Source organism: Nocardia sp. NPDC052112 (assembly GCF_040680135.1).
Lineage (GTDB): Bacteria > Actinomycetota > Actinomycetes > Mycobacteriales > Mycobacteriaceae > Nocardia.
Window position 1 is genome coordinate 129,439 of sequence record NZ_JBFAWD010000013.1, and the last position, 13,552, is coordinate 142,990.

Below are 13,552 nucleotides of genomic sequence, written 5' to 3' on the forward strand. Positions count from 1 at the left end.
GGGAGCTCTCGTTGTGCCGGTGCACCCGACTGATCCAGGTGCGGCCCGCCGTCACACGCGCGGGTATGGTCATCGGGGCATCGACAGCGGAGGCGATGAGGTCACGAATTCACCGCCGCGGCCGTGCGCGGACTCGCGGCGATGAACAGGTCGTCGGCGGATCAGTTCGCCTGAACGTCAGGCGTCGAGCATCTCGACGCCCAGCTCTCTATCCAGATCCGGATCGGCTGCCGCGAGTGCCGAATCCAACTGCACCGCGACCTCGCGAACGTGCGGTTCGGTCATCATGTGCAGGTGGTCGCCGGGCACCGGGACCAGTGTGAAGCGCCGGGCCGCGTATTGCTGCCACCCGTTGTTCGCACTGTCGAACATGCTGCCGACGGCCCGATGCGCCAGATCCACACCCGGTGGCAGCCCCTCCTCGGCGCGCAACAGGGTGATATCGCGGTCGTAGGGTTCGAGCTGGTACTCCAACAATGCCGTGTAGTTGGCGTAGAACACCTCGTAGAGCCGCCGGATCGCCTGCGGTGAACTGTCGGCGGGCAGGATGCCGGACCGGATCGCCTCGGCGAGCATCGCATCGAAAAGCTCCTCGGATCCGTGCACGTCGGGTTCGAAATCGACGAGCGCGGCCTGATTTCCGCGGGCGTACCACAGCAATTCGAGGAAGAACCAGCGAATGAGCTGTTCCTCGGCAATGGGTTCGCGGGCGTGCTGACGCAATGCCATGGTGTCCAGCAGCGTCACACTGGCCACCTCTCGCTCGGGCAGCTGCCGCGCCATCTCGAGCGCGACATTGCCGCCGAAGGACCAGCCAGCCAGGTGGTAGGGCCCTTCCGGCTGCACTCGTCGCACCGCCGCCAGATAGGACTCGGCCATCCCGATGATCGTCTTCTCCGGTGTGCTGCCCGCATCGGCGCCGGCGGCCTGCAGGGCGTAGACCGCGCGATCCGGATCGAGGTAGCGGGCAAGCGCCAAGTAGCACAGCACATTTCCGCCGATCGGATGCACCAGGAACAGCGGCGGCTTACCGCCGCCGACGGTGATGGGCACCAGCGGATCGAAGGTGCGCCGGGTATTTCCGGACCGGATCAGCGCCGCTAGTTGGGCGGCAGTCGGCGCGCCGATGAAGGAATCCAACGGCACGTCGGCGCCGAAGCGCCGGGACAACCCCATCACGACGCGCATAGCGCCGATGGAAGTGCCGCCCGCGGCGAAGAAGTCGTCGTCGAGACCGATCGAGCGCAGTCCGGCGTATTCGGCGAGCAGTTCGACCGCGGAGTGCTCGTATTCGTCGACCGGTTCCCGCTGTGCGGCAGCAGATTCCGGTGTCGATTCGACCATCGAGCGCAATGCGCCGTCATCGCGCTTACCGCTGGGTGTGCGGGGCAGTTCGGCGAGGAAGACGAATCGGGACGGCACCATATGCATGGGCAATACGCCACGTAGATCGTGGCGCAGCGCGGCGAGATCGGTCTGCTCGGCGTCGCCGACCAGGAAGACGATCAGCGCACCGTCGATGCCGCCGAATCCCCGTGCCACCACTGCCGCTTCGGTGATGGTCGGATACTGCTCGACCAGGCCGAGGATGCACAGCTCCACCTCGGCGGGCTCCACCCGGAAGCCGCGGATCTTCACCTGACTATCACTGCGGCCGAGGCAGACCAGGTCGCCGGAGGCCAGTCGCACACCGAGGTCCCCCGTACGGTAAAGGATGCCACCGCCGTGAGCAGCCACGAATCGCTGCGCGGTCAGTGCCGCCCGGCCCTGGTAGCCGCGGGCGAGCGAACGGCCGCCGAGATAGATCTCACCGATCACACCGTCGGCCACCGGGCGCAGCGCGCTGTCGAGCAATTCGACGGTATCGCCGTCGACCGGACGGCCGATGGGCGGCAGCGCCGGATAGTCGTCGGGCGAGCCCTCGAGTGTGAATATGGTCGCGACATGGGATTCCGTTGGGCCGTACTGGTTTTCCAGCAGAAGCCCCGGCACCACCTTGCACAGTGCGCGGATCTCGTCGGTAATGCGCAATTGCTCACCGGAGGACGCGAGCACCTTGAGGTCGACCGGGAACTTGCGCCGGGCAACCACGGCCTCCGCGAAGGCCTGCAGTGCGACATAGGGCAGAAACAGTCGCTCGATGCCCTCGTCGACCACGGTATTCAGCAATTCTTCGACATTGGCGCGCAAGTCCGCAGAACTCACCCGCAGCGTGGAACCCGCCGCGAGGGTCGTGAAGATCTCCTGGAACGACACGTCGAAGCTCAACGGCGCCAACTGCAGTGTGCTGGCCAGGTTCAGACCCGATCGGCTGCGGTTCTGCCAATCAACCAGCGTGGTCAGGCCGCGGTGCGGCATCGCTACGCCCTTGGGCTCGCCGGTCGAGCCGGAGGTGAACAGAACGTAGGCGACCGCGTCGGGCGAAATGAAATCGGGGACAGCGAATTCGATGTCACTATCGTCTGTCGGATCGAAAACCTCTGCGGTGTCCAGCACCAGTCGAACATTGTCGACGATCTCGGCGTAATTGGGATCGGCGATCACCCAGTGCGGGCGGGCCCGGTCGATCATGAGATTCAGCCGGGCCCTCGGGTAGCTGACATCGAGCGGTACGCAGGCCGCGCCGATGCGCATGAGTGCCAGCACCAGCAGCACCGATTCCGGGCGGCGACTCATCAGGATGCCGATCCGGTCGCCGGGCCCGATACCGAAACCGCCGAGCCGCCGGGTGAGTCGTTCGCTGCGCTCGATCAGATCGTCGTAGGTGATGCTGGACTCGTCGCCGTGGACGGCGATGGTGTGCGGATTGAGCGCGGCCGCGTCGGCGACCAAGGTGCCGACATCGCGCGCGGTCGCCGGACCGGTGCCGCGATCGATCGCCGCGTCCGGATCCGCGACGATCGCCGCCAACATGCGCAGCTGCGTCACCGCGACGGTTTCGCATTGATCCTTGGTCAGTGTGTGGTCGCCATTGACCCGCACCCACATTCGGCCGTCGCGCGGATCATGGGCCACCGTCACCAGCAGCTGGAAATTGGTGTCCTCGCGAACGTCGAACTCGCGCAAAGTGACCCGGTCCGCACCGAGGATCGGCGTGAAGACGTGGTAGTTGATGAAGTTGAATGCCGTCTCGAAGGCGGGCCCGCCATCGGCCAGGATCGACCGCAGCGGATAGCGTCGGTGCGGGTAGGCGTCGCGATCCCGGCGCGCTACTTGTTCGACAGCCGCGCGCCAGGTCGTCGCGGTATCGTCCAGTCGCATCGGCAGCGTGTTCAGGAACAGGCCCGCAATGCTTTCCGCGCCCGCGCGATCCGGGCGGCCGTGGCCGACCACACCGGTGGTGATATCGGCACGACCGGTCACCGTCCGCAGCGTCAAGCAGTGCGCCGCCAGGTAGACCGCCTTCTCGGGCAGCTGGTGCCGGGCCGCGAACGCGGTGACCCGCTCGGCGAGCCGCCGCGGCACCACGGCGGCGGCCTGTGGTTCCTCCGCGCCCGCGCCCTGGTGGACCCCCAAGGCGGTCAGCGCGGTCGGCTCGGCTCCAGCCAGCGCCGCGCGCCAGAACTCACGGGCCGAATCATCGTGCACCGCGGCGATTTCGGACTGGGCGTACTCGGCGAGGACGGTGGCCGCGTGCGGCGTGTCGTCGCAACCGGTTTCGAGCAGGCCCAGCTTGTGCAGATAGTCGACCAGCAGTTCGAGCACCGAGGTCGCGACACTCCAGCCGTCGAGGATAGCGTGGTGGAAGCTGAGCACCAGATCGACGGTTTGGACCCCGCTTTCGGACGGCCGTAGGAATACCCGGACCGCATGCAGCGGGGTCCGGGTGAGGGCGTACTCGGCACGCCTGCGCTCCTGCGTGTAGTCCTCGACCTCCTGATCGGCCAGCACCGGAACGAGATCGGAGACATCGACGATCTCCAGCTCGTACTCGATCGCGGTGTGCACGACCTGCAGGGGGACCGAGTACTTGCTCAGCTCGAACGAGGAGCGCAACGCGGGCTGACGGCGTACGAGCCGGTCGAATGCGGCACTGAATTCCACAGCGTCCCACGGCATTTCGAGCCGGTAGCGGAATACGTCCTTATAGGTCACCGAATCCGCGCGCTCGATGCTGTGGAAGAGCATGCCGAGTTGCAGCGCGGTGGCCGGGAAGGCATCCTCGGCGCGGTGCAGTGCGGCGCGGTCGATCAGTGGCACCGTCGCCAATCGATCGGCAATGCGAATCCGACTACCGTCCGGGCCATCCGAAACGATCTGGGCCAATGCGGCAATGGTCGGATGCGCGTAGAACGCATCCACATCGAAGAACAGTCCGGCGCGTTCAGCGGCGGTGCGTACGGATAGCGCGAGTATGGAGTCGCCACCGTGGGTAAAGAAGTTGTCGTGTACACCGATGGAGTCGATACCGAGCACGGTCCGCCAGACCCGCGCCAGCTCGGCCTCGACCGGTGTCCGCGGTTCGGTCGGCACGCCGGCGACGTCCGCATGCTCGGCAACCGCCGCGGCCCGCGCCAATGCCTGGCGATCGGTCTTGCCATTGGGCGTCAACGGAATCCGGTCGACGCGCAGCAGCCGGGTCGGGATCATATAGCGGGGCAGGCGAATCGCGATCTGTTCGGCGATCTCGGCACCGCTGACGCCGTCACCGACGAAATAGCCGACCAGGTGCAGTCCATGCGCCTCGGACCGCTCATCGACGACAACCGCGGCGCGCACCCCCGTGCAGCCGAGGATGGCGTTCTGCACCTCGCCGAGGGTGATCCGGTTGCCGCGGATCTTGACCTGATCATCGAATCGGCCCAGGTACTCCAGGGTGCCGTCGGCCAGCCAGCGCGCCAGGTCACCGGTGCGGTAGCGGCGACGGCCGGGCACGGTCAGATCGTCGACGAATGCGGCAGCGGTCAGGTCGGGGCGACCGCGGTAGCCGCGCGCGACACCGACTCCGGCGATATTGAGTTCACCGGGTACGCCGATGGGCATCCGTCGACCGGATTCGTCGAGCACCAGCAGGTCGATATTGTCGATCGGGCGGCCGATGGGCACGAGCTCGCGCGAATCATCCTGACCCTTTCGAGCGACCTGCGAGGAGTCGCCAGCGGCCGGGCAATCGAAATACGAGACGTCGACGGTAGCCTCGGTGGGGCCGTAGAGGTTCACCAACTGCGGCGGCCGCTGCCCGACCGCGGCGAAGGCGGCATAGAAGCGGCGGACCAGCGCGGGTGGCAGCGCCTCACCGCTGCTGAACACCCGGCGCAGGCCCGCTATGCGCGCCACGTTGGTGCGATCGGCCTCCAGTTCGTCGACGAAGGCCCCCAGCATGGACGGCACGAAATGCAGGACGGTCACCGCATTCGCCTCGACGGCCTCGGCGATGCGGCGCGGATCGCGCTCACCGCCGACCTCGAGCAGCGCGACCTTCGCTCCGGTGCTGGCCCACCAGAACAACTCCCACACCGAAACGTCGAAGGTGACGGGCGTCTTCTGCAGGATCACATCATCGGCGAACAGCGGATAGCGGCGCTGCATCCAGGTCAGCCGGTTGACCACCGAGCGGTGCTCGATCATCACCCCCTTGGGCACACCGGTCGAGCCCGAGGTGTAGATGAGATAGCTCAAATCGTGTGGATGCGAGACGTTTTCGACGGCACCGGGCCGGGTGTCGGCCACCGTCACGCGGGTGATGCCGAGGTCCTGGTAGACCCGCGCGTGGTCACTTCCGGCGACCACGAAGCGGGCTTCGCAGTCCGTGAGAACCGTTTCGATGCGCGCCGCCGGGTAGTCCGGATCGAGCGGCACGTACGCGCATCCAGCGCGCAGGATGCCGAGCACCGCGATGAGCATGTCGGTCGATCGAGGCAGAACCACCGGAATGCATTCGTTGCCGGTGGCACCGAGCTCGTGCAGCCGGGCGGCGAAACCGTCCACCAGACCGGACAATCGGGCGTAGGTCAGTTCGCCGGAGTCGGCGGACACGACCGCGACCCGGTCCGGATGACCAGCGGCCGTTTCGGTGAAGAGCCGATCAATGGTGGTGTAGGGGAACTCGATGCGCGGCCCCGCCTCGAAGGCCGCTACTTCGGCCCTCGCCCGCTTCGAAAGCAGCGGCAGCGCACGCACCGGGGTTTCCGGTCGGTCCAGCGACGCGGTGACCATCGCACCGATGCTGCGCAGCGCCGACTCGATCGGGAAGCTCGCGTCGAAAATGTCCTTGTCGTAGAACAATTGGAGGCTGAACGAGCCGTCCCGGCCGTTTTCCGCGGTAACGATGGTCAGCGCGTTGGTCACCGAACCCGGGTTGTGCACCGTCCATTTCGAGATCAGCTCGTGGACGTAATCGGCATCCGGCAGCTTCGTGTGGGAGAAGGCGACATCGTAGAGCGGCGGCGCGGCCGGATCCGGATTCCGCGCACGGGTCAGCTCGCCGTACGGGAAGCGCTGATATTTCTTGAGCTTTCGAATCTGCTGGGTCACCTGCTCCGCGATCCGCGCGAGCGGCACGTCACGATCGATGCGCACCGGCAGCGGGACGACATTGGCGCGATGCCCCTGCGTGCGGTAGGTCTGCGCGGAATGCCGGTTCAGCATCGGGACGCCGATCACCACCTGATCGGTGCGGTGGATCGTCGCGAGATAGGTTGCCACCGCGGCGGTCAGATATGCGAAGACGGTGACGCCGGTGGCGCGGACGCGATCGAGGTACTCCCCCGAGATCATCGTGTTGTAGTGCCCGCGGGCGATTCTCGGCGAGCTGGTCCGGTTGGGGAACAGCGCGGGTTCGACGCCGTCGAGCGCGGCGAGCAGACCGTCACGGTCGGCGGTGTACTGCTCGGAGGCCCGGTACGCCTCGTCGTCCTCGATGATCCCCCGATAGGTGGCCACCGAACGATCGGTGTGCTCATCGGCGGGCTCGGGCACCGCGAGCTGTTCGAGCGGAACGGCTTTCATCTTGTAGCTGGTATCGAGCGTGGCGATGACCGGATTCATGCCATAGCCATCGGCCAGCGCGTGATGGAACGATATGAACAGGAAGAACCGGTCCGGCCGGTCCACCACCGCGGCCAGCCGCGCGGGCCGATCCGGCCGCTCGGGCGCGCCGACCTCACGCCACAGCCACTCCTGGGTCGCCGCCTCCGGATCCGGTGCACCGGTCAGATCGATGACCTCGACCGGCGGAATCTCATTCGAAATCCATTGGCGGAATTCGCCGTTCGCGAAGGCGAAGCGCAGCCGCAGTGCGTCGTCGCTCATCAGCGCCCGCTGCCAGCAGGCCTGCAACCGCTCGATATCCAGCGGCTCGTCCATGCGCAGGCTATAGGTTTGCTGCGCAACGGGTTCCGGCGCGAGGCGGAATGCCAGGCCGAGTACATCGCGCTGATACGCGCTGACCGGCCATGCCTCGATGGGTCTTTCGGGATTTGTGCTGGTTTCCGACGTCACAGTCACTCCTATCGCGACGGTCGCGGCACATACCGTGCGCAAACTGTCCAGGACCCACCCTTGATGACGCCGAAACGCAAAGCTGTTACCACTTGTATCCAGTTTTCAGATAGCGCGAATTACCGGCATCGACATCGATGCCGGGATTCGCCCTTGTCTATCGGTGCTGACCTTTTCGAACGACCCGCACGGTCGCCACGGCCCGACCCGTCAGATCGCCGACAGCAATGCGCGCACGCTCTCATCGGCGAGGCGCTCGGCACGCTCGCGGGACACCGCGGGCTCGACATAGCCGACGTTGAACGCCAATTCGCCGTGCGTCGCATTGGCGGTGGCCATGATGAAGCCGCTCACCGACATGCCCGAGACGAATTGCGCGCCCGAGAGCTGCCATGCGCCGATCTTGTCCGGGAAGGCGTAGCGCCCCAGGTAGGTCATACACAGGTGACCTGGACCGCGGGTGTCCATCAGCTTTACCGTGGATGCACTGGCGGCGACCGATTTCGGCGCGGCCACCTCGAGCAGGCGCAATGCCGCGAGATGGTCGCGACGGTCCATCCGAGCGCCGTACTCGCGCTCGATCTCGCCCGCGATCTGCCACAGCGTGGACCACGGCGCGTACTCGGCCGGGGTCGCGATCATGCCCTGGTAGGTCCCGACCTCGGTATCGGCGACCGCACCGTCGAGGTGACCGCGGAAGTTCACCGAACTGCCTACGGTGTACCAGGATTCGGTGTAGGTGCCCGACTCGCGTGCCGCCGCGCTGAGCAGCGCCGCCGAAAGCGCGGCCTGCAGGCCGACGCCATGGCGTTCGCAGCCTGCCATCAATGCGTCGAGTTGATCGGCGTCCAAGCTGCGGTGCACGACCCGGCTGCGGCGCTGCGACGGCGGGGCAAGTCGGGTCGGCTCCAGTCGGCGCGGACGCTTGAGCTGGGACTTCTGGTCGCGCAGCAGCGATCCCACGGTGCGGCCGAAGCCCTTGACACCCTGGAACTTCGCCGGGAACAGTTCCTCCGGGCCCGGCCGGATCGGGGCGGATTCGAGCTCGGTGGCATCGCCCGCGGCGACCAGCAGCACCTGCTTGGCCACCGACATCGCGCTCTCGCCGTCGGCGATGGCGTAGTGCAGAGTGATGATCAGATCGCTGGTCTCACCGGTCGTATCCGTGATGAGCACGGCGCGCGCGAGCGGACCGGAGTGCCAGTCGAAGGGTTCGCGCAGTTCGACGTCGTCGACCTCGGTCAGCCAGGCATCCGGATCAGCGGATTCGACGACGCGCAGCGGAATCGGCGTCGGCACCGGCACGAAACGCGGTGCGGTGCCGTCGGGTTCGGCCGCCACCGCGACACCGAGCAGCGGATGTCGGTGCTGCACATCGTCGAGGCCGGTGCGCACCTGTTCGGCGGTAATCGAGCCGTGCACCCGCACGCGGGCCAGAATATGCAGCGGCGCAAGCTGATCCGCGATCCAGTGCCAGCGCTCCACCGGGGACAGCTGGCGTGGCAGCCGCGCGGTCGGTCCCTCCAGCGGAGGGAACGACATCGGCTTACTCAATTCGCGCAGGAAGAATTCGGTGGGAGCGTGCCGGAAGTAGGTGTCGCGCACCCGCACCAGCCTGGGGTCGGTCGTCTGCTCGATCTTGCCGAGCGACCACGAACCGTTGACGAACATGGCGGTGCGCTCGGCGCGCACCTGCTCGTAACGACGCAGGCCCGCAACGGGATCCAGCGAAGTCGTCAGACTGTGGGCCAGTACGACCGCGTCCTCGATGGCCGAGTTGGCACCCTGGCCGAGGCTGGGCAGCATGGGATGCGCGGCATCACCGAGCAGGGTGACCCGACCCCGCCCCCAGCCCGCCAACGGCGGACGGTCCTGGCAGGGTACGGCGAGCACATCGGCCCATTCGGTCTGATCGATGCAGGCGCGCACCTCCGGCGCCCAATCGGCATAAATCCGCTGCAGATCTTCCTTGGTGCCCTGCCAATCGGCGGCCTCGTCGCCCGGCATGGTCATGGTGCCCCACCAGTACACCCGACCGTGGCCGATATCATGGATACCGAAACGCATTCCGGTGCCCCAATAGTGGGCGGAGTAGCCGCGCGGCACGGCGGGATGTTCGAACGGGATGCAGGCCAGCCAGGCGACGAAATTGCCGGGCCGCGGTTCGGCGCGACCGTGCAACTGGGCGCGCACCACGGAGTGGATGCCGTCGGCACCGATCAGCAGATCGCCCTCGGCGATGCGGCCGTCGGCGAATTCGACGCGCACGTGCTCACCGTCATCGATGAACCGAGTCGCCTGTGCGCCGACATGGGTCGGGGTATCGCCGATCGCGCGCAGCAGGATCGCATGCAGATCCTTGCGGTGCAGGGCGACGCTCGACGCGCCGAGCCGCTCGTCCTGGCGGTGCACCGGAAGCACCCGGATAGGGGTGCCGTCCGGGTTGTTGAAGCGGAAGGTCTCGACCTTGCCGCCGCGCTCGAACAGTTCCTCCTCGATACCGAGGCCGATTGCGCGCAGCGCCTTGATCCCATTGGCCTGCACCGAAAGTCCGAATCCCTGGCCACGCAGTTCGGGCGCCGCCTCATAGAGTTCGACCGCGCAGCCCGTCTGTCGCAGTGCGGCGGCCGTGGTGAGCCCTCCGATCCCCGCACCGAGCACGATAACCTTGATCGGACTACTCATTCGAACCTGCGCTTCCAACGAATCCCTCGACCGCACAGGACGACTTCATCGTTCGAAGCGACCACCGGGCAACGCTGCCCGTCGGCTCTCATCCCCCCGAGCAGCACTGTTCGAAGACCTTCGTTATCCCCGACCAGACAGGCGGGGCGGGATGCCTGTGCCTGACCGATCCGAAGCCTACCGCTATAACCGTGTCTGAAACGTTACCGTGTGAGATTCGCCCCAAAGGGGTCGTTTCGACAGGCCGAATCCATTGCTATACGCCATAATTCACGGTTCGCACAAACATACGGATTGGTCGGATGCCCAGGCTCCTCAGAGGTAGGACGTGTCGTTGACCAATCGGACCGACGAACCGCCGTCCGGATAGAACTCCGCGATCGACAGCGACGCCAGGTCCAGATGCAGGCGATACAGCAATGACGGGCCGACACCGAGTGCGAGCTGCAGCAAGGTCTTGATCGGGGTCACATGGCTGACCACCACGATGTTCTGGCCCGGATACAGTGCGACCAGATCGCGGCGGGCCGCCTCGACTCGCTCCCGGACCTGGTCGAAGCTCTCACCGTTCGGCGCGGGCACCGAGGGATCGCCGAGCCAGCGGGCATGCAGCTGCGGATCACATTGCGCCGCTTCCAGGAAGGTGAGGCCCTCCCATGCGCCGAAGTCGGTTTCGGTAAGGCCATCGATGACCCGCATCGGCACGTCGAGCGCGGTGGCGGCGGCTTCGGCGGTCTCGCGGGCACGGCCGAGCGGGGAGGTGACCACTGCGGCGACACCGCCCTTCGCGGCCAGCATTTTCGCGGCGCGGGCGGCCTGTTCACGGCCGAGATCGGTGAGCGGCGGATTGCCGCGGCCGGAGTAGCGTCGCTCGACCGAGAGCGCGGTTTGGCCGTGGCGCAGCAGCAGGAAGCGGGTCGGGCGGCCGGTCGCACCGGTCCAGCCGGGCGCCTTTTCGGCGGCGGTCGGCGGCCGGCCTTCGGCGACTGGAGAATCGGCCGCCGTCGACTGCGCGTCCCTGGCTTCATCGATCCAGCTCGGTGGCTCTTCGTCGACGCCGCGCGCGGGCATCGGGGGTTCGTCGGTCCAGCTGAGCAGTTGTTCTTCGGCGTCACGCACTTCCTCCGCCACGGTGGCGGCGGTCGCGCCCGCGTCGAGTGACTGGCGCTCGGCGGCATGCACCTCGCCGATCAGCGTGCCGTCATCCATCGCCTCGTTCGCCAGCCGGTCGGCATGGGAGTTCTCGGCACGTGGAATCCAGGTGAAGGTGACCGAGTCGAATCCGGCGACCAGTCTGCGAGCCCGGTCGGCCAGCGGAATCATGGACGCGTGCTTGACCTTCCAGCGTCCGGACATCTGCTCGACGACCAGCTTGGAATCCATGCGCACCGACACCACGCGCGCACCCAACTCCGTCGCCGCCTCCAAACCCGCGATGAGCCCGCGGTATTCGGCGACATTATTGGTGGTGATGCCGACGTATTCCCTGCGTTCGGCGAGGATTCGGGTGTGATCGGCGCCGAAGACGACCGCGCCGTAACCGGCCGGGCCCGGATTGCCCCGAGAACCGCCGTCGGCCTCGACGATCACCTCGCGCTCGGTCATTGTTTCCCTCGTCCTCCTCGACAGCCGACCATCCGTCGCTGGAAGCGGACCGACGCGAGTACTGATACCCGCACTGGAAACCTCACAAACCCGACTCTTTGGTGCGCACCAGGATCGCACCGCATTCCGGACACCGCACGATCACATCCGGCGCGGTCTTGGCGATCCGCGCGATCTCACCGCGGTCGAGTTCGATCCGGCACGCGCCGCACCGACGGGCCTGCAGCAGCGCGGCGCCGACGCCGTGCTGGGTGCGCTGTCGGTCGTAAACGCTCAGCAGTTCGTCCGGGAACAGCGCGACCAGATCCTTGCGATCGGAATCGCAACGGTCCTGTGCCACATCGAGATCCGCCAGCGCCTCATCGCGCAGGCGCTGCGCGTCGGCCAACTCCTGCTCGGTCTTGCTGAGCCGCGCACCAGCGTGATCATGATCGGAGGCCGACGCCTCGCGCCGCTCCATCACCTCGAGCAGTTCGTCCTCGAGCACCGAACGGCGCCGCTCCAGGCTGCCCAGTTCGTGCTGAATTTCCGAAAGCTGTTTGGCGCCCACCGAACCGGCGGTCAACATGCCGCGGTCGCGCTCCTCGCGCTTGCGCACCGCCTCGACCTCGCCCTCCAGCTTGCTGATATCGCGGTCGAGATCGTCGAGCATGATCTCGACCGCCACCGCCGCATCTTTGTGCGTATTCCGTTCGGCCTCGAGCCGCGCCACCTCCTGCTGCTCGGGCAGCACAGTGCGCCGATGCGCGATCCGCGTCAGCTCGACGTCGACAGCGGCGAGCTGGAGCAGCTTGGCCTGGACCGGTGGTTCGACATTCAACTCGGACAAACTCCTGGACGCTGTGGACGGATGGGGCATGCGAACCACGGAAGGTAGCGATGCCAGTCTTCAACCGTACCTCGAATGGTGGGCGATTCGGTCCGAGGCCACGTCGGCAGGTGTGGGCCGGGGAAAACGCGTGTCACAGGAACCTGGGCGATGTGACGGCCTTCCCGGCGCTGAGCACCGGCAATGTCGTCAACCCCAGGGCAGTGCCGACCTCCCCACCCGTCATCACTCGAGGTCCCGGACCGCGATTCCCAACGAGAATTGCGTCAGCTGCCAGGGGCACGGGTCTTGATGGCGTCGCGGGAGATGAAGACGTCGTAGGTGCCGGGGGTGGAGATGACGGCGTTGCCGTAGGCGGAGCGGACGAAGGGGTCGGTCCACCATTTGTGGTCGCGCATATCGTTGAAGAAGTCCTGGTCGTCGCCGTTGACGAAGATCTGGTTCTGGGTGGTGGCGACACCGTCGAGACGTTGGCCGTAGAGGCGGGTGACCTTGTAACCGGAGTGGAAGCCGAGGGCGTTCACCCAGGGCTCCAACTCGACGATATTGGCCTGCAGCACCCAGAGGTCACCCTCGACCTGATACTTCTCGTGCTTGTCGGGATGGTGGTCGTCCCCGTAGAGGGTGAGGTCGACCTCGAGCCGGTGGTCTTGGCCCTTGACCTGATTCACCACCAAGTGCGCCGCCTTGATCTCCCCGCTCAGTCCGAGGAATGACTGAACGAGCGTCACCACCCACAGCAGCAGTACCGCGACGATCAGCAGCGCCAATCCGCCCGCGCCGCGCCCGATCAAAACCCGCAATCCGACCTTGCGCACCATGACGAGCGCCGATATCAGCAACGCGATCGCGACCAGGATGATCAGCATCAGGCCGATCTGCACGATCCCGAAGTCCACCGGGAAGTTCATGGGGTAGTTGTACCCCGAGCGGACGCGTCAACCCACCTGAACCAGATACCACGTCCGGCAACTATCGCGACACGCCCCGAAC

Annotated in this window: 5 protein-coding genes; all 5 read right to left on the minus strand. The window is 66.4% G+C overall.

Annotated elements, in window-relative coordinates:
- Positions 1 to 177: 177 nt before the first annotated feature.
- The gene (locus AB0L58_RS24985) at positions 178 to 7,440 is read right to left on the minus strand and encodes an amino acid adenylation domain-containing protein (RefSeq protein WP_364390057.1); all 7,263 of its coding nucleotides are present in this window, start codon (positions 7,438 to 7,440) and stop codon (positions 178 to 180) included.
- Between the two features lie 210 nt (positions 7,441 to 7,650).
- Complete coding sequence (locus tag AB0L58_RS24990; RefSeq protein WP_364390058.1) at positions 7,651 to 10,125, minus strand: FAD-dependent monooxygenase; 2,475 nt, start codon at positions 10,123 to 10,125, stop codon at positions 7,651 to 7,653.
- A 315-nt stretch (positions 10,126 to 10,440) separates the two neighbouring features.
- Entirely contained in the window at positions 10,441 to 11,730 is a 1,290-nt protein-coding gene (locus tag AB0L58_RS24995; protein ID WP_364390059.1) for a bifunctional RNase H/acid phosphatase, read from the minus strand.
- A gap of 82 nt (positions 11,731 to 11,812) precedes the next feature.
- Positions 11,813 to 12,550 carry a C4-type zinc ribbon domain-containing protein gene (locus AB0L58_RS25000; protein ID WP_364390157.1) on the minus strand — a complete coding sequence of 246 codons (738 nt, stop codon included), beginning with the start codon at positions 12,548 to 12,550 and terminating at the stop codon, positions 11,813 to 11,815.
- Between the two features lie 275 nt (positions 12,551 to 12,825).
- Positions 12,826 to 13,470, minus strand: a complete 645-nt coding sequence (locus AB0L58_RS25005) for a hypothetical protein (RefSeq protein ID WP_364390061.1) — start codon at positions 13,468 to 13,470, stop codon at positions 12,826 to 12,828.
- Positions 13,471 to 13,552: the final 82 nt, after the last annotated feature.

Coding starts and splice junctions, on each gene's coding strand:
- AB0L58_RS24995 (WP_364390059.1), bottom strand. CDS start 11,730: ATGACCGAGCGCGAGGTGATCGTCGAGGCCGACGGCGGTTCTCGGGGC.
- AB0L58_RS25005 (WP_364390061.1), bottom strand. CDS start 13,470: ATGAACTTCCCGGTGGACTTCGGGATCGTGCAGATCGGCCTGATGCTG.
- AB0L58_RS24990 (WP_364390058.1), bottom strand. CDS start 10,125: ATGAGTAGTCCGATCAAGGTTATCGTGCTCGGTGCGGGGATCGGAGGG.